This window comes from Sulfurimonas sp. (assembly GCF_028713515.1).
GTDB lineage: Bacteria > Campylobacterota > Campylobacteria > Campylobacterales > Sulfurimonadaceae > Sulfurimonas.
Genome location: NZ_JAQTOD010000004.1, coordinates 59,069 through 80,855, shown reverse-complemented (window position 1 = coordinate 80,855; position 21,787 = coordinate 59,069). Strand labels below are relative to the sequence as shown.

Here is a 21,787-nt window from a genome sequence, read left to right as displayed (position 1 = left end):
AAGGAGTGAATTCAACTATTATGTCAAAACAAACTGATGAAGAATTACGAAACAAAACTCATGAAAATGATGAGCAGAGTGTAGAAGTTAGCAACGAAGAAGCTGAAGCCGATGCAATGGCCGTTGGTAATGAGCTAGATTTACTACAAGAGGAGTTAACAACTCTAAAAGATAAGTATGCGAGAGTTCATGCTGATTTTGATAATATCAAAAAGAGGCTAGAACGAGAAAAGTATACAGCCGTTGAGTACGCAAATGAGAAATTTGCTAAAGATATGATTCCTGTTATGGATGCACTTCAGATGGCTGTATTATCTACTGCGAATGTAGCAGATGCAAGTGAGCATCTAGAAAAACTAAAAGAGGGGATTGAGCTAACTCTTAAACAGTTGACAACATCTCTGGAGAAACATGGAGTAAAGATGGTTTCGCATGACGAGCCTTTTGATCCAAATATCCACAATGCAATTCAAAGCGTCGATCACGATGAAATTGCAAGTGGACAGATAATAAAAACTTTTCAAACTGGTTACAAATATAAAGAGCGACCACTAAGAGAAGCAATGGTAGTCGTAGCTAATTAGAGCTATCTACAACAAATAGTATACAAAATTAAATTAAATTAAGGAAAATAATATGTCAAAAGTTATCGGTATAGATTTAGGAACAACAAATTCATGTGTTGCAGTTTATGAAGGCGGTGAGGCAAAAATCATCCCAAATAAAGAGGGTAAAAATACTACTCCTTCGGTAGTTGCGTTTACAGATAAAGGTGATGTTTTAGTAGGAGATCCTGCAAAGCGTCAAGCAATCACAAACCCAAATAAAACAATCTCTTCAATCAAGAGAATTATGGGTCTTATGATGAGCGAAGAGAATGCAAAAGCGGCTCACGACAAAGTAACATACAATATCGTAAATAAAGATGGAATGGCGGCGGTTGATGTAGCTGGTAAAATCTACACTCCACAAGAGATTTCAGCAAAAATTCTTTCAAAACTAAAAGAAGATGCGGAAGCTTATCTTGGCTCAACTGTAACTGATGCAGTTATTACGGTTCCTGCATACTTTAATGATGCACAAAGAAAAGCAACAAAAGATGCCGGAACAATTGCTGGATTAAATGTTCTTCGCATAATCAATGAGCCAACAGCTTCAGCTCTTGCATATGGATTAGAGAGCAAGGCAGAAGAGAATGTACTTGTTTATGACCTAGGTGGAGGAACATTCGATGTTACTGTATTAGAAATTAGCGACGGAACTTTTGAGGTTCTATCAACTGATGGTAATGCATTTTTAGGCGGTGATGACTTTGATAATAAAATTGTTGATTTTTTAAATTCAGAATTTAAATCTACTCATGGAATAGAGCTTAAAAATGACAAAATGGCACTTCAAAGATTAAAAGATGCTGCTGAAAATGCTAAAAAAGAACTTTCAAGCGCAACTGAAACTGAGATTAACCTACCATTTATCACTATGACAGAAGCTGGACCACAACACTTGGTTATCAAACTTACTCGCGCTAAATTTGAAGGTATGATTGAATCACTTATTAAAGAGACAATTGATCACATCAAAACTGCCATGAAAGAGTCTGGCTTAGAGAACAACAGCATCAAAGAGATTATAATGGTTGGTGGTTCTATCCGTGTTCCATTGGCTCAAAAAATGGTTTCCGATTACTTTGGTGGAAAAACTCTAAACAAAAGTGTTAACCCAGACGAAGTTGTAGCGGCTGGCGCGGCTATTCAAGGTGGAGTTTTAAGAGGAGATGTTAAAGATGTTCTTCTTTTAGATGTTACTCCACTTTCACTTGGAATTGAGACTTTAGGCGGTGTTGCTACTAAAATTATTGAAAAAGGGACAACAATACCTGTTAAGAAATCTCAAATCTTCTCAACAGCAGAAAACAACCAACCTGCAGTTAGCATTTCAGTTGTTCAAGGTGAGAGAGAGTTTGCAAAAGATAATAAATCTTTAGGATTGTTTGAATTAGGAGATATTCCAGCAGCACCAAGAGGTGTTCCTCAAATCGAAGTTACTTTTGACATCGATGCAAACGGAATACTTACTGTTAGTTCAACAGATAAAGGCACAGGTAAATCTCAGTCAATCACAATAAGTGGAAGTTCAGGACTTAGTGAAGATGAGATTAATAGAATGGTTCAAGACGCAGAAGCTCATAAAGCTGAAGATAAAACAAGAAGAGAGTTAGTGGACCTTAAAAATCAAGCAGATGCACTAATAGCTCAAACTGAAAAATCTCTTTCAGAGAATGGAGACAAAGTTGAAGCAGGCGAAAAAGCAAAAATTGAAGCTGCAATAGCTGATCTTAAAGATACGCTAAAAGACACAAATGCTACAAAAGAACAAATTGAAGCTAAAGTAAAAACATTAACAGAAGTAAGTCATAAAATGGCTGAACAGATGTACAAAAATGAAGGTGCTCCAGCTGGTGAAGCTGATACTAAAAAGAAAAAAGATGATGATGTTATTGACGCTGAAATAGAGTAAGCTTTGGAGTGGTTCTGTGATTGCATAGAGCCACTCTACAAGTGGTTTACTCTTAGCTAAATATACTGAAAATAAAAAATATACCTTAAATGGTTGGAATCGAGCCTCTATTTTCTTCAAAAAATATATTTTTTTTCAGATAATAATTTCTTATTTTTTTAATAGTTTTTTTCTTGCGTATTTTTATTTTTTTGTGATATACTTCTTCTGATTTAAAACAAAAAGGAGTCTAAATGACAAAAATTACATCAATTATATTAGGTGCTGCACTGTTTGTAGCTACATCAACTACGCTATCTGCTGAAGATGCTGCTGCACCTGCTGTTGCTACTGAAAAAGCCGAAGCTGCTAAAGCTCCAGAAGCTGCTAAGCCGGTTAAAGCTAAAAAAGCTAAAAAAGCAAAGAAGGCTAAAAAAGCTGAGACTGCTGCTGACGCTGCCGCTCCTGCAGCTGAAACTCCTCCTGCTAAATAATTTTACTTTTAACTCAAGTAGAGACTCTCTGTCTCTACTTATTTTTTAACTCCAATTCTCTACTTTCTCATAAAAAAAATATTTTCAAAAAAGTCAACTATAGAGCTATTTCTATCAATACTAATTAACAATCTCATTTTGAGTTCTTACACAATTTCTTCCAGACTCTTTTGCTAGATACAGTGCCTTATCTGCTCTACCTACTGTGCTTTTTAGATCATCACCTTCTATAAGCTCGGCAATACCAAAACTCGCAGTTATTTTACCAACAGTATCAATCTCTAATTTCTCAATATTTTCTCTTAACTTTTCTGCCAATAAAACTGAACTTTTTAAGTTTGTCGCCAAAAGCAGAAGCACAAATTCTTCACCTCCCCACCTACAAACAATATCCATATCTCTTAAACTACCCTGTAGTAAATTCGCCAATTTCACAAGAACAGTATCCCCTGTATTGTGCCCATGCGTATCATTAATCTTCTTGAAATTATCTATATCTAAAATCAACAGTGACACAGCACTGCTTCGTTCCATCATAGTGCTATATGATAACTCATACAGTTTAGAGAATTTGTAACGATTATAAAGCCCAGTTAAAGGATCAGTTGAGGCTATTATTTCATATTTTTTACTTCTACTTAAGAGTTTAGAGTTTATTTTATCAAGTTCCTCGTGGTGCTCTTTCATTAAACTAGCCCACTTCGAGTATGCCAGTGAAATAAGCTCTTTTTGCGAGACCACTCCATGCATATTACCATCTTTATCAACTACAACAGCTCTTTTATAATGTTTGTTCTTTAAAAATGCTACCGCTTCTTTAATTGAACTACCTCTAAAAATTGTATCAACTGGAGATGACATATAGCTACTAACGGGAAGCTCTAAATCACTACTGTTTTTTATTACTCTTATTACATCTTTTGTGGTAAAAATACCAAGTGGCTTAAAATCTTCTATAATTATTACACTATCAAGAGAATTTTGAGCCATTTCGTTAAGAATATGAGATGTTTTCATCTCTTTTTTTATCCACTTATCTCTTTTGCTGAGCTTTAAAAAATCATGTAAACAGAAGCTCTCCATCAGCGTCTCTGGATCAATATTGCTTATAATATCAGTATGTGTAACAAGCCCATAAAGAGAACCATCATCATCATCTATAACACAGATATACTCTATATTACAACTTAAGTGCTCTAGCGTCTGCAAAACATTATTCCCTTTAGTCATTGTTGGTATAATTTCTAAATTTAAAATATTTAATTGGTCGCTTAAGTTTATATTTTGAGATCTAGCTTTTAAAATATCAGACGCTATTAATATGCGAAAAGAGCTACCGTCAACTACCACTACATTTCTATGGTCGTTTTCAAACATTAGCCCTACTGCCTCTGCAATTGATTTTCTTATATTAATTGAGACGACATTTTTTGTAGCAATTTCACCAAGTGTTGGAAATTTCATATTATTAACCTTTTATACTTATGTTGTCTAGAGCTTTTTGAACAGAGAGAGCCTGCGTATGCTCTTTTACATCATGCACACGAAGAATAGAAGCTCCATTTTTCATGGCTTCTAAATGTAGAGCAAGGGTTCCCCCTAGTCTATCTTGAGGCAAAGATGATGAAATCTTATCTATCATAGATTTTCTTGAAGCACCAACGAGTAACGGTTTTTGAAGTGTTAAATAGTGTTCAAGATGTTTTACTAAAACAAGATTATGCTCTAGTGTTTTACCAAATCCAATGCCCACATCCAAAAGTGTATCTTTAATCCCAAACGCATCAGCTTTTTCTAGTTTACTTTGAAAAAATGAGTATATTTCACTTATAATATCCTCATATTTTGGATTTTCCTGCATATTTTGTGGACTATTTTGCATATGCATAATTACAGCGGTTGCGTCATAAGATGCACAAAGTTTGCAGATCTCATCATTTGCTAAACCTGTGATATCGTTAACAATTCTAAACCCGCTCTCAAGAGCATAAGAAACCACAAGCGGTTCATAGCTGTCAATACTAAATTTAACTTTCTCATAAAGTCCGTTTTGTTTTATGGCATCAAGTATCGGTTTAACTCGTCTTAGCTCTTCATCTTTATCAACAAGCGGCGAGTTTGGCGCAGATGAGACTCCGCCGATGTCGATAATATCTGCTCCATCTTCTATCATTTTCTCTATCGTATCAACAGCTCTATTTCCCATAAATCTTGAGTCGCTAAAAAAGCTATTACTGTTTGCATTTATAACGCCCATTATTTGAACATTTGATGGTTTTTTTGCCATTAAAATATCTTTGAGTTTTTTTGCAACATCTTTTAGTCCAAAGGGTTGCGCCAACTCTTTTCTACTAAGTGTTTGCAACTGTTTTGTGGTCACAATCAACATACAATCCACAAATGGAGTTTTTGCAACCACAGTTCCGCGAGGCACAGCCAAATCTGCTCCAATGCTAAGCGCATCTTGCTTTAGTATATTTGCACCACCGACATGTAAATCTTTTATATAGATGATATGAGTTTTTGCCTTTGATGATAGTATCTGGATACCACCACTATCTACACTCAAATCTATTAAATATTTTTTTATATCAATTGAGTTTGAGAGTTTAAGAAGCTGCATTTTTATCTCCTGCAAATCCCATAATAAGTTCTGCGAATACGCTCTGGGCTCTTGAGTTTAACTCTAAAAGTCTGTACGCTCTATCAAAACTATCTAACTGTTTGGTTGAGAGCATAAGCATATCAACAACTGTAGCTCTATAATAAAGCCCTTCAATCAACTCTTTGGCTTCGGTTTTTGTTACTCTTGCGTTAGCTTTTAAAAATTTAAAAACTTGCGTATAGTCAATCTTAGCAAGATTTAACTCAACCTCTTTTATGGTGTGTAATTTTTCGCCATTGACTATCGGTAAACGAGAGCGAACGGTTGGAAGAAGGTTTGATTTTGTGGGAGAGATGATTATGAATTCTATGTTTCTGGGTGGTTCTTCCAGAATTTTTAGAAGTGAATTTTGAGCCTCTCTTCCAAAAGTTGAGGCGGCGATTATGATATACTTTGTCTCTGATTCACTTATGTAAGACTCAGCAACAACTGCTTTTGCGTGCTCTAGTTTAAAATCCTCTTCGATGAAACTAACTACTCTGCTTGGTTTTAACTCCGCTACTAGCTTGTTAACCTCTTTTTCTATCTCTGTTGAAACTAAGATATAACCTCTTTTTGCCTCAGATACTAACATCAACTTCTCCAAACATCGCAGCGTTTAGCGATAGATTTAGAAGCCCAAATAGTTGTAAAAGTTTTATGTCTAGTAGTTTATCATACGACCTTAGGTTAAACGCATTGAGATAAGTTTCATCAAAAATCCAAAAATAGCTACTATCTTTCCTTTTGGCAATATCTGCTCTTTTATCATCACCCTTGCCAATATACCAGAAAAAATACTCATCTTTGTGAGAAAGAGAAATCATATCCTCAACAACATCGAGCATCTCGGAGTTACTAACGCTATTAAAGTGTGAGTAGATACTATCAATACTAACTATCGGAAGAAGCGGTCTATCTTGCCTTGCGCCATTTATAGAACTAAGGATGTAGCTCTCTAACCATTTTCTTTTCTCATCTGTTACAAGAATAATTGTTTTGCCATTTATAATCTGCTCAAGTGCTTGAGAAGTTGTTGTTGTCCAGTCAAATCTTTGCTCTTCTAGCCAACTCAGACAACCGCCCTCTTCTCTTATTGCGTCAAGGCTCCACTGGGCAAAATTCTGCATAAAGATTATTTATCTAGTTCGTAAGTACTGTGAAGTGACCTCACTGCTAATTCTGCATACTTCTCAGCAATTATCATAGAGATTTTTATCTCTGAAGTTGATATCATATTTATATTTATATTTTCAGCTGCCATTGTTGCAAAAGCTTTAGCAGCGACACCTGTGTGCGACTTCATGCCAACGCCGACAATTGAGACTTTACAAATATTTTCATCATAAGAGACACCATCAACTTCTGCATCTTCTACAAATTTGCTAACCACCATTTTTGCATCGTTGAGATCACTAACTGGAACCGTAAAGTCTATGTTTGCTTTGCCGTCATGCCCAACATTTTGAATAATCATATCTATATTTACATTACTATTTGATAGTTTTGTAAAGATGTCAGACGCGATTCCTGGTCTATCTTTTACCCCAATTAATGATACACGAGCCTGATTTTTATCCAACGCTATTCCACTTACTAATGGTTTTTCCATGATATTTTCCTCTTTAGTTATTAATGTTCCCTCTTCATCTGAAAAGCTTGTTCTTGTTACTAGATTTACATTTAGTTTTTTAGCCAACTCTACCGAGCGGTTTTGAAGCACTTTTGCACCCAAAGAAGCAAGTTCCAGCATCTCATCGTAAGAGATTTTATCAAGCTTTTTAGCCTTTGACTCAATGCGAGGATCTGTTGTAAAAATTCCGCTAACATCGGTATATATCTCACACAAATCAGCATTTATTGCTCCAGCGATAGCAACAGCAGAGAGATCGCTTCCACCACGACCCAAAGTAGTTACATCACCGTTTTCATTTACACCTTGAAAACCTGCAACAACTATAATTTTGCCCTCTTTTATGGCGCTATTCATTAGTTCTGGATTTATTTTCTCAATTCTTGCTTTTGTGTGGTGCGAGTCTGTTATGATTCCAGCTTTTCTTCCGCTCATAGCAACTGTCTCAAGACCCATCGCATTTAGAGCGATTGAGAGCAGAGATGCAGTTACTCTCTCGCCTGAGCTAAGCAGCATATCCATATCAGAGCGAGATGCATTTGGCGAGAAATGCTCAGCATACGCAACCAGCTTATTTGTCTCCCCACTCATAGCAGAGACAACAACTACAACATCATTTCCAGCTTTTTTTGTAGCTGCAACACGATTTGCTACATTTTGAATACGCTCTAAATCACCAACACTTGTTCCGCCAAATTTTTGCACTATCAACATCTAAAGTAGTCCTTCATTTTTGAAATAACCTATCACGCTCTCATAAACATCTTTTTTAAAACTTGCACTAAGGGTTAAAACATCCTCAACTTCAACAAACTTGTAATCTATAAATTCTGGGTGCTTTGTCTCTATATTTATCACAGCACCATCTTGAAGTTTTACTAAAAAATATCTCTGTGTTTGCCCAACAAAAGGTTTCATACTCTGTGCGATTCGAGGTGGAAAATCATAAGATATCCACTGGGGAAATTCAGCAATAATATCTACCATATTTGTTCCTATCTCCTCTTCTAGCTCACGAAAAAGAGCATCAATTACCTCTTCTCCCTCATCAATTCCACCTTGAGGAAACTGCCAAATATCAACCAAATCATTTCTTTGCGCTAAAAATATTTTCTTCTCTTTAGGATACTCTTTTGACACAATAATCATCGCCACATTAGGGCGGTACAAATCTTGTTTGTTCATATTTTCTCTTAGAATTATTTTCGCGATTATATAGAAAAAGCAATTAAACAAACATAAGAGCCTAAACTATAATATTTAAATAAAACTAGTTTATTTGAGTATATTTTAATTAAGTATATTTCAAGTACTATTCTCTAAAAATTCCGAGAATGCAAGAGAGAGAAAATGCAAGAGTATATTTTAAAAAATAATGATTTTTTAGTATCACAAACCGATGCTAAAGGAACAATTTTGTTTGCGAATGATGATTTTTGCGAAGTTGCTGGATATAGCATCGAAGAGTTGGTTGGTAAACCACACAACATAGTTCGTCATCCAGATATGCCAAAAGCAGCATTTAAGAACCTATGGGAAACTGTAAAAAATGATAAAATATGGAGCGGGTATGTTAAAAATAGAACAAAAAATGGTGGATACTACTGGGTTTTTGCTACCGTATATCCAATATATGATGAAGTAAGAAAAGAAAAAACCTACCTCTCATGTAGAAGAAAACCCTCTCAAAAAGAGATCCAAGAAGCAATAGAATTATATAAAACATTAAGATAAAGAAGATAAATATGAATATTAGCCCGACACAAAAAAATGCACTTCTGGTAGCACTGTTTGCGATTCTAATCGCTTCACTTTTTCTTTCAACTTCCGCCGTTTTGCAATCCTCAATCGCAACAATCGCTCTTATAGCTGCAGTAGTGCTTCAAACTACATCCTCTAAAAATTCCCCAGAAATTGAAAAACTATTTCATGAGTTAGAAGAGTTAATGGACTTTCAAAGAAATAAAATCAACATAAATGAAAATACAGATGTTGATTTTATTAAGACAATAAACGCTCTTCTTAAAAAATATAGTCAATCGGTATTAGAAGATACAAAAGTTGCTGGCGAAATGGTTCTTTTAACTGATAAAGTCGCAAGAGGTCACTATGGTTGCCGAATCTCATCCGATTCAAGAACCCCATATGTTCATGTACTGAAAAACAGTCTTAACAATATGCTTAATCACTCTGAGAAAAATATTGATAATGCTATTTCTACACTACAGAAATTTTCTCTTGGTGAATTTAAAACAAGAAGCATTGTGGATGTTGAGGCAAAAATGGCTGAACTTCTCACGAACATCAATAGTCTTGGTCAAGCACTTGAAGATATGGAAAGAAAAGATCAAGAGAATAACAGTAAGATTGTAGAATCAGCAGACCAACTAAATGAGACTATTGAAAATCTTACCAAAAGCACAATAAGTGATCTGAAAAAAATGATAAATAAGATAGTTACGCGAATTCATCATGTTTCAGACAAAGAAAACGAGATGGTTGGAAATCTCCAAACTCTCGTAATCAACGCAAATGAGACGAAAACTATCCTCGCAACAATTGGAGACATTGCAGAGCAAACTAACCTACTAGCTCTAAATGCCGCAATAGAAGCTGCTCGCGCAGGTGAACATGGAAGAGGATTTGCTGTTGTTGCAGATGAAGTGCGAAAACTTGCAGAGAGAACTCAAAAAAGCTTAGCAGAAACTTCAGCAACAACAAATGTCCTCATCCAGTCAATATCTGAAAGTTCTGATACTTTAAATAAAAATGCTAATGAAGTAAATGATATTTCAGATGAAATAAACTTAATTAACACGAAAATGGATGATATTATCGCAACTTTAAATAATCTGACAAATTAGTAATCCTAACTAATTTTGTGCATTAAAATAGTTATTATTTATCTCCATATACAACAGCTACAGCTTTTATAGTTTACAGAAAACACTCTCTGGGAGTTTTTTCTTAAACTAGACTCTATTTTGTTCTACGAACTTAAAATAAATTCAAAAACCCTCTATCAAACTACAAAAATATATATTTTCCCAATGGTCGTAGAAACTATTTTTATATTATTAAAGAAAATTCCTTATCTAAGTGTGTATTTATTTTTTATTATATATCATTAACATTTATTGCATAAAACACAAAAGGATTTACTGGTGAACCAATTTTTAGGATATTTAAAACCTATTCTTGCTATTGCTGATCGCAACACCGATAGTGAGGAGCTCAAGCGAGCTCATGGTTTTCTTATCTATTTGGGTTTATTGATGAGTACAGGTGGGCTTTTGTGGGGAACCATTTGTCTTGCAAATGGGCTTTATATCCCAGCAGTTGTTCCATTTACATACATAACCATTACTATTGTTAATTTTACTTATCTTTTTATTAGCAAAAATTTTATCGCTTCACAAATTATCCAAATATTAATCTCTTTGTTGCTTCCATTTTTATTTCAATTCTTTTTAGGAGGCTTTGTTGCAAGTGGAGGCAATGTTCTTTGGTCAGTGTTAGCAGTATTTGGAAGCTTTACATTGCAAAAAAAAAGGATGACTTTATTGTGGTTAATACTTTTTATTTTGCTTATAATACTTAGCGGTTTTGTTGACTCATATGCAAAACAGTTCGACATTGGTCTCTCGGAGGCATATTCAATTTTCTTTTTTGTTATAAATTTTATTTTGACAATCTCTATTATTTTTAGCCTTTATTACTATTTTGTTAGTAACGAAGAAAAAGCTAGAGAAGAGTTGCAAAAAAGTCTCAAACAATTAAATCAAGCACAAGGTCAATTAATAGAATCAGAAAAGATGGCATCTCTTGGCACTCTTGTCTCTGGCGTTGCACACGAGATTAACACACCACTTGGTGTTGCTTTAACTGGAATTTCACAAATCACGCATGAGGTAAAAAAGCTAGAGACAAACTACAAAAACGAAATGCTCACAGAAGAGGCTCTTAATGAATATATTGCAACGATGAAGCAGCTCACCCAAACTATTAATGATCGCTTAAACAACGCAGCTTTGCTGGTAAAATCGTTTAAACATATTTCCGTAGATCAACATTTTGAGGACAAACGCGAGTTTCATCTTAAAAAATATATTGATGATCTTTTTCTTGGTTTACAAAATCTTATCAAAAGCAAGCGAGTACAGATAGTTAACACAATAGATGAGACTCTTGTTTTAGAGAGCTATCCTGGCATTTTTTCACAAATTTTTTCAAACTTAATTTTAAACTCAATAAAACATGGCTTTGAACAAAATACAGAGAATATTATAAAAATATCAGTAGAATTAAATGATTATCTAATTATCCACTATCAAGATAATGGAGTGGGAGTAACGGATGAGATTGAGAAAAAAATATTTGATCCTTTTTTTACAACAAAACGCGGAGAAGGTGGAAGTGGTTTAGGGCTTAATGTAGTGTATAATCTCATCACACAGAAACTAAAAGGCAAATTAAGTCTAGTTAGAGTTTTACCTCACGGACTTGGTCTTACAATAATTCTCGATAAAGAAATTATACTAAAGGTGTAAAATGGCCAATATAGTATTTGCTAAGAAAAAAGAAGCGGATTATCAAGTAGATAAAAAGATGCAAAAAATATTGATTGTTGATGATGATCAGTCTGTTCATGATATTACTAATATGGCAATCAAGGCGATGCAATTTTCTGATTTTAAACTTGAAATATTAGCTGCATATAGCGCAAAAGAAGCTAAAGAAATTCTAAACGAACACACCGACATCGCATTAGCTTTAATCGATGTTGTTATGGAGACATCTGAAGCAGGACTTAATCTTGTTAACTATATACGAAACGAGTTAAAAAACAAATTGATTCGTCTGATTGTCCGTACTGGTCAAGCAAACGACTATCCACAAATGCAGGTAATTCAACATTTTGACATTAATGATTTTAAGGAAAAGACAGAGCTAACTATTGAACGACTCTACACTACCATACGCACCTCCATAAAACAGTACGAACAACTTCTAGAGTTACAACATAAGTATGATGAAACCTATAATCAAATGACAACAAACTCGTTAACGCGCTTACCGAATCGTATTAAGCTGATAGAAGATTTTTCAACATTGTCACATCAAGCGCTTATTTTAATTGATATTATTGGCTTTAGTATCATCAATGAGACAAATGGATATGAAACAGGAGATTTTGTACTTATGGAGCTAGGTGGCTTCCTCTCTTCAATGTATGGCAATTATTTTAGGGTATATCATCTCAATAGTGATCTTTTTGCGCTGGTTGCCACCGAAGATCTTCTTGATGATCTTCTATTAAAAGTAGAAAAAATAAAAGATGATATTTCAAAATTACAGATAATAACCAACAGCTTCAACAAGACAATCGAGACTACGATTGGGATTGCCTATCAAAGCGAAAATGATGTCTTACAAAAAGCAGAATTAGCACTAAAAGAGGCACGAAATACGGGAAGAAACCAGATAAAGGTTTATTCTGCTGATTTAAAAATTATTCAACAGATTAATGATACAAATCACTGGGGTCCCATCGTAAAGCATGCTCTACTACATAACGGTCTTATTGCGTATGCGCAACCAATTTTTAATCTTACTAACCAAACCATTGAAAAGTATGAGCTCCTTGTGCGCCTGAAACATAATGGGGTGGTCTATACTCCTGCGCATTTTCTTGCGGCCGCAAGGCATAGTGGACAATTTTATAATATATTTAAGTTTATGTTTGAAGAGGGGTGTCGTTTGGCCTCTAAAACAGGAAAATATTTTAGTATAAACATTAGTGATTGTGAATTTAATGCGGATGGGTTGAGCACTTTTATAGAGGCAACACTTAAAAAATATGCACTTAATCCATCTTTTATGTCATTAGAGATTTTAGAGCATAATACGATTGGCAGTGAAAGAGGGATTAAGGAGGTCATTAAAAAGCTCTCTGATTTGGGGATCGAATTCGCTGTGGATGACTTCGGTATACAGTGCTCAAATTTTGGTCAAATTGAGCATCTCCCAATAAGCACACTAAAGATTGATGGCTCTTTTATTCAAAATATAAATGAATCTTTAAACAGTCGGATTGTTGTTAAAACAATCCAAACTTTTGCAAAAGAAAAAAGACTCAAACTAGTTGCCGAATTTATTTGCAATAAGGAAGTTTTAGAGACTGTAAAAGCTCTAGGAATCGAGTATGGTCAAGGGTTTTATTTAGGAGAACCTGCCATCTTGGATATCTAATAGTTTTTAAATAGTTTCTTTTGCTAACATGAGAAATCAATAATCTTAATCTTCATGTAAGCTACTGTATTTATTAAATTTTACTATGTGGCTTATCCCAAAAATGACTCTCTGGCTTACCTTCATGAACACTTTTGAAATATTTCTCTTCAGTTCTTTGAATCTCTGCTCTAATTAGATTTACCATCGCTTTTTGAGATGCAATCGGCTCAGGGAGAGCGCAATATTCACCCTCTGTTAGCTCATCCTTAAACTTCTCTTCATCGAAATTTTTTCCCAAATATTTGACTATATATCTTAGGTCTCGTTCTGCATTTCCAAGGCACGAAGTAGCTCCTGGGGATGGCGTCATGTTAAAGATAAGTCCTTCACCAGTATAGATGGAAGCTTCTCCTAAAAGGAGTTTTTGCTGATCTTTGTTTAGCACCTGTGGCCTAACTCCGCCAAAACCTTTTGCGTATTTAAACTCATTTGACTTTAAAGATGGGACAATCTTTCTTGCATCTTTTAAAAAGAGATATTTGTTAAGAATCGGGACTTCAAAGAGGAAATTTCTAAAGATATAACTACGAATATCACTCTCTTTAAATAGTTTCCAAAGAGCAATTGCGATATTTTTATCAAATCTAAGCGTTTTAATGAAGTCTAGGTAAGTTCCACTTTTATATCTCTCCAGTTTTGGCAACAACAATGCAGTTGGTCCAAAACGAGTGTTTCCATCTGCTAATATATCAGGATCCCCGTGGAGCGCCGCAAATGGGAGTTTTGGGTTCTGAACCATATAAACTTTACCATTTAACATCTTCTCATTTGTCATATAAAAACTTCCGGCAACAGGCAAGCATCCTAAGTTCAAACCAAAACCCATCTGATGTGCCAAAAGAAGTGAGTGCGCTCCAGCATCTACTACAACAAAGTCTGCATAAAATGTGTCATCTTTTGTTTTAACTACATAACCACGCTTTTTACTTTTTTCAATGGTTAAAACTTGAGTGTTTAAAAATAGTTCAATCTCTGTATCACTCTCTTTTTTGGCATTTTCTACAAACGATTTTGCAAGCTTTTGATAATCAACAGTAGTCCACTGACCATTTGTTCCAATCCCAACAATCTCATCTCTTCTCTCATCTCCATTTTCATCAAAAACAACGCGAGGCTCTAGCTCTTTTAGCCTCTCTTTATCCCAGACTTCAAGATATGGAAAAAGCTCAGAAAACTCTTCGTAACGGTGAAGCAAAAACTCAACCTCTTTTTTTCCAACACCCAAAGCCATTTTTTGATGTGAGAAAATAATATCATTTTGATAATGGTGTTGCAGACAATACTTCTCAACCATCTTTGCAGTTCGTTTTGTTATGGATGCTTTTTCTAGTGTGTAGTTTGTCTCAATATCTCCAACATGAATCGTTTGAGAGTTGCTAGTTCCACATGAGTTTAGCGTTGCGATACCCTCATACTTTTCTATAATACCGATGGAACTGATGTCTGTATATCTTGCCAACTCATACGCTAAAGCAGTGCCAGTAACACCAGCCCCAACTATAATCACTTCAAAATTCTTTAGCGCCATCTGTTTCTCCTACAAGACATTAATTGAAATTATTATAAGATTTTAAAATTTAATATTGGTTGATACTGTGCAGATAAGAGAATTAGACTTAAAAGAGTTACAAATAGCATACGATGTTGTTTCACAATTTCACACATCACTAACATACAAAGAGTTTGAGGATCTTATTTATGACATGAGACATATGGATTATAAGATGATTGGAATATTTGAAGCAGACGCGCTTATAACTTATGCTGGGGTTTCTATCCAGACAAATCTATATCATAAAAGACACTTGGTGATTTTTGAGCTTGTGACGGATAGAAAATATAGAGATAAAGGGTACAGCGAGATGATGTCTGAGTACTTAAATGACTATGCAAAAATTGGAATGTGTGAAAGCGTTGTTTTGTTTTAATATAAAATCATACACCAAGCAATTACGCACCTTTAAGAGTAAATTTGTTACTATTTATAAAATTTAGTTAGGGTTGGTGCAGTTAAAATCATGAAGTTTATACTATTTAGTTTATTTACCATTTTTGCGTTATCTTTGCAGGCTGAACCATACAAAATGGGTCAAGGAGTGAAAGTTAACGAGATGTTAAATATCGGTGGTTATTTTTCAACTGAATTTGAATCAAATAGGAGCAGTGACAGTGTTGCCTTAGAAGATATAGCTGTTATCGCCTATGGTGATCTTCATCCTATGCTCTCCTATCTTGTGGAATTAGAGTCAGCTGGATTTTATCGTAAAAACTTAAGCGATGACTCACACTCTAGTGATAAAAATTTTCATATTGAGCGGTTGTATGGGGACTTATGGATATCCAACGAGGTAAATATTCGTTTTGGAAAACAGATAGCTCCCATAGGATACTGGAACCGCGAACCAATCAATGTTTTGCGTGACACGACATCAAATCCACTGTACAGTATGCTTCTTTTCCCAAGATTTTTAACCGGAATCGACATCAATGGCTTTATACCTAAAGTTGATGGAGTCAAATACCATCTTTTTGGCCAAAACAACAATGATTTAGATGAAAACTATATAAATATTCCAAATACACATTTTTTTGGTTTTGCACTGGAAAAAGAGATTTCAAATGAGCTAAGTAGTGGTATAAGCATTGGTGATTTCATTCCAAAGAGTAGTGTGCGCTCACAATTTATTCAAGCAAATTTTAAATATGATAATGAGGTGTGGCAAATACTCGCAGAAGGATTGGTTGCAAAAAGCAGATACAGTAACACTCGAGATGAGTATGCCTTTTCAGCCTATATGCAGGGGATGTATCGTTATACTCAAAAGCATGCAGTTATAGGACGATACGAATATTTCAACGACAATCGCACACAATATGAAGACAATATTCTAACCCTTGGCTACAGCTATCGTCCATGGTATCCTGTTTCACTCAAGGCAGAATACCAATTTCACTCAAAGAATGATGAGAATCGTGCACTTATCTCATTTTCGGTACTGTTTTGATGAGATCTATATTTTTACTAATAATTATGGGTGCTATCCTGCTTGGAGCCCAGTACAGCGTTATTATCTCCAAAAAGATTGATATTTCGTCACTCTCCTCGCAACAACTGCGAGACCTATTTTTGCAAAAACGCCGTACGATTGGTAATCTAAAAATAATTCCAATCAATTTAGTTGGACAAGATAGTGCTAGGACGGCATTTGAGATGACTGTTTTAGGGATGGATCGAGATCACTTAAATAACTACTGGATTAAACAACACTATCAAGGCATATCTCCTCCGCTAACGCAACCATCATTTGAATCAATTAAAGCATTTGTTGAAAATGTAGAGGGCGCACTAGGCTATATCCCATCATCAATGGTTGATGCGAAAGTGAAAATTTTATATGAGTTTTAAACTAAAAACAATTTTTCTTTTTTTAGGGATTAGCCTTACTCCGTATATATTAACTATGATTTTACTTGGCAGTTCTTACAGGGAAGAGCAACATAAGATAATAACAAAAGAGTTGAACTCTCAACTAAACACCACTGTTGAAAAAATAGATCAACACCTCAGTAGACTCTATAAAGATATTGAATTTATGAGCAAATCTGATGTTATGAATGATATATACACACAAGATTTGGATCGTCGAATCAGCACAATACTTTTGGCTAAAAAAAATGATATGAGAATGAATGGGGAGTTTTATGTCACCGATACAAATCAAAAAATTATTGCATCAAGTGATTTTTCATCTCTAAATCTAATAAAAAAACTTAACTTTTTTTATAGCGTCCCAATTGAATCAACTATTACTAAACAAAATGTAGGAACTTTGTCTATTACATATCCACTAGAAAATTTAAAAACTTTTTTTTTAAACTCTCCTCAACGACACTACTATATTCGAGATAATAGCGGAACAACTTATCTTCGTCCAACCATCTTTGACAAATCACTAAGTGCTTCAAAAACAGTTCCAGCACTACCAAATATAACGATAGTCTTAGAAGAGGAAAAATCATTTGCATATCGCCTACTGTACAAATATGAACAATGGTTTGCTACTCTTCTTTTTGTTGGGGCAATATTTATTGCGCTAGCTGCATATTTTGTCGCAACAAATCTTATTTCTCCAGTAATTACTCTTTTAAAAACAGCGAAAAAAATTACCAAAACTCAAGACTATACACAACAAGTAGAAATTCATCGTGATGATGAGGTTGGGCAGCTAGCCAATGCTTTTAATACCATGATTAAAGGTATAGACAAAGCGTTAAATGAAGTGACTGCTCTAAATAAAGAGGTTGAAGATACTCAAAGAGAGGTTGTTTTTACTATGGGTTCAATCGGAGAGAGTCGTTCAAAAGAGACAGGAAACCATGTTAAGCGCGTAGCTGAATACTCTAAATTATTGGCTCTATACTATGGACTAAGTGGTGAAGAGTCAGAGATGTTAAAGCAAGCCTCTCCAATGCATGATATAGGAAAAGTTGCCATTCCAGATGCAGTACTTAACAAACCAGGACGATTTGATGAAGATGAGCGTCGCATAATGGACACCCATGCCGCACTTGGTTATGATATGCTCAAACACTCCAACAGACCTCTACTTCTAATGGCAGCAACAGTTGCATATGAACATCATGAAAAATGGGATGGAAGTGGGTATCCAAGAGGACTCAGTGAGGGCGACATCCATATATACGGTCGTATCACCGCGCTTGCAGATGTTTTTGATGCCCTAGGAAGCGACCGCATTTATAAAAAGGCATGGGAAGATGAAAAGATATTTGCTTTTTTTAAAGAGGAGCGAGGTAAACATTTTGATCCTGCTTTAATTGATATATTTTTTAATCATCTAGATGAGTTCCTTCTGATTCGTGATAGTTTTAAAGATGTCCATTGATACTAAAGATAATCTCTCTTGTACACTTTTTGAACCAATAAGAGATGTGTGATAGCTCTATTTTGTCTCTATCATACTATCTATACTAAAACTAAAAATAGAACCTTTGGAATACTTTGACTCTATCTTTAGTGAAGCGTTAAGTGACTTTAGTATATATGAAACCATCGCCAAACCTATGCCCATTGAGTTGTCCCAGCTATTTTTATCAACTCTATAAAACTTCTTCGTCACTCTGCTTAGATTCTCTTCTTTTATGCCTATACCTCTATCTTTAACAAAAATAGTAGAATTTTTAAATATGACTTTTACCTCATCCCTCGAGTATTTCAGAGCATTTTCTATGAGGTTAACAAGAATTATCTCTAGCATCGCTTTATCTGTAAAAACCGTTACTTCGTTTTCAAAGACTACTATTTCTCTATCTTTATATTTAAGGAGCAGTCCTGATACAACCTCATCACATAGCTGTTTTAGGCTAAACTCACTTTTATTGATGGCAAGATCACCATTTTCTAACTTAACGGAAAGTGCTAACCTATCGAGCATTTTAGATATTTTCTCACCATTTAAGCTGATTTTTTCTAAAAACCTATCACGGATTTTTGGTGACATCTGAGTGTCATCTTTGATTGTTTGAGCATAGCCGATGATTGATGCTATTGGATTTTTAAACTCATGAGATATGGCGGAGAGAATCTCATACCTTTGCTTATTTAAAAGCCTAAGCTTCGCCATATTTTTATTTTTTTTCTTCTCATTTTTATGAAGTTTTTTAACCAAATTTTTTAAAAAGATAGAGATTTGTAAAAACTCATGAAAGTATCTTACTTTTAGTGCTGTGTTGTAGTTTTTATTTGAAACTTCATCTAAATAGTTTGTTATTTGTGAAATATCATAAACTATTTTTTGACTCATTCTTCTGGATATAAAAACTCCAACAATGACAATTGCCATAAAAACAAAAAATAGTTTTATCCAAAGGGAATAAAAATCACTCATAATTTGTGTTAATCCCATAGAGAGTCTTAGGTAAACCTGCTTATCTTTAAGTGATATTTTTTTTACTATATACAAATAATCAGTTCTTACCGTATCTGAATATCTCGTTATTTCACCATATTTTTGAGAGTTTGATTGCATTATCTCAAATCTTGATAGGTGGTTATCCATCTCTTTTTTATCTGCATCAGTTTCAGCCAAGACAATACCATTTGAATCAATAATTGTCACACGCAATAAAGCTTTTTTCTTGATTTTAAAAACAAACTCATCTAAGTTTTTAACTCCATCCATCTCCAGTTCTATAAGTTCTATGGAATTTTTCAGATGATTTTTACTGCGTTCTATAACTATTGATTTTAGTGCAATATAGCTGATAATAGAGCTAACCAAAAGACTGCTAACTAGAAGAACTAAAAAATTAACTATAAATATTTGATGTATTTTTAACAAAACTTATATCCTATACCACGAACTGTCTGTATATAATCTTTTGTTTTATCAGGGTCTATCTTCTCTTTAAGTCTATTTATGGCTACATTTACTGTCTTATACTGATACTCTCCAGCCTCTTCCCAAACATTTTCCAAAAGATAGTCACGATCAAGAACACTATTTTTATTGGCAATAAATTCACATAGAAGATTAAATTCAAGTTTTGTAATCTCAACACCAACACCATTAACGCTAAGGGTTCTTGAATTTTTATTTAACACCAAATCCCTGTATGATAAAATTTCATCATTTATTTTCTTAGTTGTTCGTCTAAGAACAGCCTTAATACGAAGCAGAAGTTCATTAATATTAAATGGTTTTGTCAAATAATCATCAGCACCTCTTAAAAACCCCTCTTCTATCTCTGCATCTAGATTCTTTGCACTGAGATAAATTACAGGTGTATTTAAACCCTCTTTGCGTAACTCCAAAACGAACTCGCTACCCTCTACGCCAGAGAGATTTCTATCCATAATCAGCAAATCAATCTCTTCTTCTAAAAGAATCTGCTTAACACTTTTTGTGTTTAAAAAACCTATAACCTCATAACCCTCTCTATTTAGATTATATTCAATAAGTTCTAGCAAATCCTCTTCATCATCTACAACAACAATCTTTGCACTCATAAATATCCTAAAGTATATAATTTGTTTATTTTAGCAAAAAAACATTCTAATTCTATTCAATCCATTCTACAAAAATAATATAAACACCTTATCAATTTATAATGATAAAATAGGGCAAAACTAAAAAGGAAACTATTTTGCAAAACAACACATTTGCCAGAGCAATAATCTTTGGCACATTAGTACTACTCTTTTGGCTCTTTTTTCCTTTTTTAAAAAGCTTTTTTGTAGCTCTTCTTTTGATGGCAGCTTTTACTCCTGTTCACCTAGCGCTTGAGTTAAGACTGAAAAAATACTCTAAAATTTCACCATATGCGCAAGTCATCACCGCAGGTATAATGAGCTTTATTCTTATCTCTGTTTTGTTTGTTCCGATTATATTTTTTGCATATTATATAATCACACACCCTACTGAACTGTATGAAATTGCTAAAACTTTCTATGCACAGGGGAGCAAGATTATCTCTTTGGTTCCAGATTCATTCTCTTGGTTGGCAAAACCGCTAGAGATGTTAAATCAAAAAATCACCAACAATCAAGAACAGATTATCAGCGAAACAGTAATCAGAGTTGGCAATGGACTTTTGAGCTTTATGGGCGCACTTGGAGAGATGACAATGATTACCATCTTCTTCTTTTTTCTCTCTTGGTATAAACGACGAATTACCCTTGCCATCGTCCCAGTTATCCCGCTAAAACGCCCTATTCTTAGAGAATTTTCGGTTGATATGATTTCTACAATATCTGCAGGATTTTACACTCTTATAGGTGTTGCCGTTATACAAGGAGTAGCTTTTGGGATTTTTATTGGTTTTTTCAATGGCTACAATCCACTTTTACTGGGATTAATGATTGCTGTTAGCTCCATCATACCTATCGTTGGGACAGCCCTTATCTGGATACCGATTGTGTTAAATGAATTTTTTAATGGGCATGGAATGAACGCCCTGATTGTTTTAATATACTCTTGGGCGATGCTCTCGTTCTTTATCGACAATATCGTACGACTTATAATTTTGCAACAAATCAACAAACTACTCACTCACGGTGGAAAGAGGATTGATGATTTTCTAATCTTCTTTGCCATTCTAGCGGGACTAACAACATTTGGACTTTGGGGGTTTATCATAGGACCTGCGATTGTCGCTTTTTCAACAACACTACTTAGAGTGCTAAGACACAATCACAGGGTAAGCTAA

At 34.5% G+C, this 21,787-nt stretch carries 21 protein-coding genes; 12 read left to right on the top strand and 9 right to left on the bottom strand.

What is annotated here, in order from left to right; all coding sequences use genetic code 11:
- The first annotated feature begins 20 nt into the window (after positions 1–20).
- The 3 genes from grpE (at position 21) to PHV22_RS08935 (ending at position 2,990) form a co-directional block, all read left to right on the top strand.
- Positions 21–584 carry a nucleotide exchange factor GrpE gene (grpE, locus tag PHV22_RS08945; protein ID WP_295023611.1) on the top strand — a complete coding sequence of 188 codons (564 nt, stop codon included), beginning with the start codon at positions 21–23 and terminating at the stop codon, positions 582–584.
- A gap of 52 nt (positions 585–636) precedes the next feature.
- Complete coding sequence (dnaK, locus tag PHV22_RS08940; RefSeq protein WP_295023458.1) at positions 637–2,517, top strand: molecular chaperone DnaK; 1,881 nt, start codon at positions 637–639, stop codon at positions 2,515–2,517.
- A gap of 233 nt (positions 2,518–2,750) precedes the next feature.
- Complete coding sequence (locus PHV22_RS08935) at positions 2,751–2,990, top strand: hypothetical protein (RefSeq protein ID WP_299947204.1); 240 nt, start codon at positions 2,751–2,753, stop codon at positions 2,988–2,990.
- Between the two features lie 120 nt (positions 2,991–3,110).
- Here PHV22_RS08935 and PHV22_RS08930 read toward each other — a convergent pair whose 3' ends face one another.
- From PHV22_RS08930 to PHV22_RS08905, 6 genes are read right to left on the bottom strand one after another with little or no spacing between them, the layout of a single operon-like run.
- Positions 3,111–4,454, bottom strand: coding sequence for a diguanylate cyclase (locus PHV22_RS08930; protein WP_299947201.1), 1,344 nt, complete (start codon positions 4,452–4,454; stop codon positions 3,111–3,113).
- Positions 4,455–4,458: 4 nt separating this feature from the next.
- Positions 4,459–5,613, bottom strand: a complete 1,155-nt coding sequence (gene folP, locus PHV22_RS08925) for a dihydropteroate synthase (protein WP_299947187.1) — start codon at positions 5,611–5,613, stop codon at positions 4,459–4,461.
- Positions 5,600–6,229 (bottom strand): DNA polymerase III subunit delta', encoded by a 630-nt coding sequence (locus tag PHV22_RS08920; protein ID WP_299947184.1) that lies wholly within the window; start codon positions 6,227–6,229, stop codon positions 5,600–5,602. Before PHV22_RS08920 ends, folP begins: the two co-directional genes overlap by 14 nt.
- Complete coding sequence (locus PHV22_RS08915; RefSeq protein WP_295023466.1) at positions 6,216–6,764, bottom strand: HobA family DNA replication regulator; 549 nt, start codon at positions 6,762–6,764, stop codon at positions 6,216–6,218. Before PHV22_RS08915 ends, PHV22_RS08920 begins: the two co-directional genes overlap by 14 nt.
- A gap of 5 nt (positions 6,765–6,769) precedes the next feature.
- Positions 6,770–7,981, bottom strand: a complete 1,212-nt coding sequence (locus PHV22_RS08910; RefSeq protein ID WP_295023468.1) for an aspartate kinase — start codon at positions 7,979–7,981, stop codon at positions 6,770–6,772.
- The gene (locus PHV22_RS08905) at positions 7,982–8,452 is read right to left on the bottom strand and encodes an RNA pyrophosphohydrolase (protein WP_295023470.1); all 471 of its coding nucleotides are present in this window, start codon (positions 8,450–8,452) and stop codon (positions 7,982–7,984) included.
- A gap of 165 nt (positions 8,453–8,617) precedes the next feature.
- Between PHV22_RS08905 and PHV22_RS08900 the strand changes: the two genes are divergently transcribed.
- From PHV22_RS08900 to PHV22_RS08885, 4 genes are all read left to right on the top strand, one after another.
- A complete protein-coding gene (locus PHV22_RS08900; protein ID WP_295023472.1) occupies positions 8,618–9,001 on the top strand; it encodes a PAS domain-containing protein in 384 nt (127 codons plus the stop codon).
- An 11-nt stretch (positions 9,002–9,012) separates the two neighbouring features.
- A complete protein-coding gene (locus PHV22_RS08895; protein ID WP_299947178.1) occupies positions 9,013–10,131 on the top strand; it encodes a methyl-accepting chemotaxis protein in 1,119 nt (372 codons plus the stop codon).
- Positions 10,132–10,431: 300 nt separating this feature from the next.
- Positions 10,432–11,817 carry a HAMP domain-containing sensor histidine kinase gene (locus PHV22_RS08890; RefSeq protein WP_295023476.1) on the top strand — a complete coding sequence of 462 codons (1,386 nt, stop codon included), beginning with the start codon at positions 10,432–10,434 and terminating at the stop codon, positions 11,815–11,817.
- Between the two features lies 1 nt (position 11,818).
- Complete coding sequence (locus tag PHV22_RS08885) at positions 11,819–13,519, top strand: EAL domain-containing protein (protein ID WP_295023478.1); 1,701 nt, start codon at positions 11,819–11,821, stop codon at positions 13,517–13,519.
- A 73-nt stretch (positions 13,520–13,592) separates the two neighbouring features.
- On the opposite strand, the gene PHV22_RS08880 is transcribed toward PHV22_RS08885, so the two are convergent.
- The gene (locus PHV22_RS08880; protein ID WP_295023480.1) at positions 13,593–15,089 is read right to left on the bottom strand and encodes an FAD-dependent oxidoreductase; all 1,497 of its coding nucleotides are present in this window, start codon (positions 15,087–15,089) and stop codon (positions 13,593–13,595) included.
- A 67-nt stretch (positions 15,090–15,156) separates the two neighbouring features.
- Between PHV22_RS08880 and PHV22_RS08875 the strand changes: the two genes are divergently transcribed.
- From PHV22_RS08875 to PHV22_RS08860, 4 genes are all read left to right on the top strand, one after another.
- Positions 15,157–15,489 carry a GNAT family N-acetyltransferase gene (locus tag PHV22_RS08875; protein ID WP_295023482.1) on the top strand — a complete coding sequence of 111 codons (333 nt, stop codon included), beginning with the start codon at positions 15,157–15,159 and terminating at the stop codon, positions 15,487–15,489.
- 90 nt (positions 15,490–15,579) lie between these two features.
- Entirely contained in the window at positions 15,580–16,566 is a 987-nt protein-coding gene (locus PHV22_RS08870; protein WP_295023483.1) for a hypothetical protein, read from the top strand.
- Positions 16,566–16,967 (top strand): hypothetical protein, encoded by a 402-nt coding sequence (locus PHV22_RS08865; RefSeq protein ID WP_295023485.1) that lies wholly within the window; start codon positions 16,566–16,568, stop codon positions 16,965–16,967. The genes PHV22_RS08870 and PHV22_RS08865 overlap by 1 nt, the downstream gene beginning before the upstream one ends.
- The gene (locus PHV22_RS08860) at positions 16,957–18,465 is read left to right on the top strand and encodes an HD domain-containing phosphohydrolase (protein WP_295023487.1); all 1,509 of its coding nucleotides are present in this window, start codon (positions 16,957–16,959) and stop codon (positions 18,463–18,465) included. The genes PHV22_RS08865 and PHV22_RS08860 overlap by 11 nt, the downstream gene beginning before the upstream one ends.
- Before the next feature lie 57 nt (positions 18,466–18,522).
- Here the strand turns inward: PHV22_RS08860 and PHV22_RS08855 are convergent, their stop codons facing one another.
- A complete protein-coding gene (locus PHV22_RS08855; RefSeq protein WP_295023489.1) occupies positions 18,523–19,920 on the bottom strand; it encodes a HAMP domain-containing sensor histidine kinase in 1,398 nt (465 codons plus the stop codon).
- Positions 19,914–20,588 carry a response regulator transcription factor gene (locus PHV22_RS08850; RefSeq protein WP_295023491.1) on the bottom strand — a complete coding sequence of 225 codons (675 nt, stop codon included), beginning with the start codon at positions 20,586–20,588 and terminating at the stop codon, positions 19,914–19,916. Before PHV22_RS08850 ends, PHV22_RS08855 begins: the two co-directional genes overlap by 7 nt.
- 137 nt (positions 20,589–20,725) lie before the next feature.
- Between PHV22_RS08850 and PHV22_RS08845 the strand changes: the two genes are divergently transcribed.
- On the top strand, positions 20,726–21,787 hold the full coding sequence (locus PHV22_RS08845) for an AI-2E family transporter (protein WP_295023493.1): 1,062 nt from the start codon (positions 20,726–20,728) through the stop codon (positions 21,785–21,787).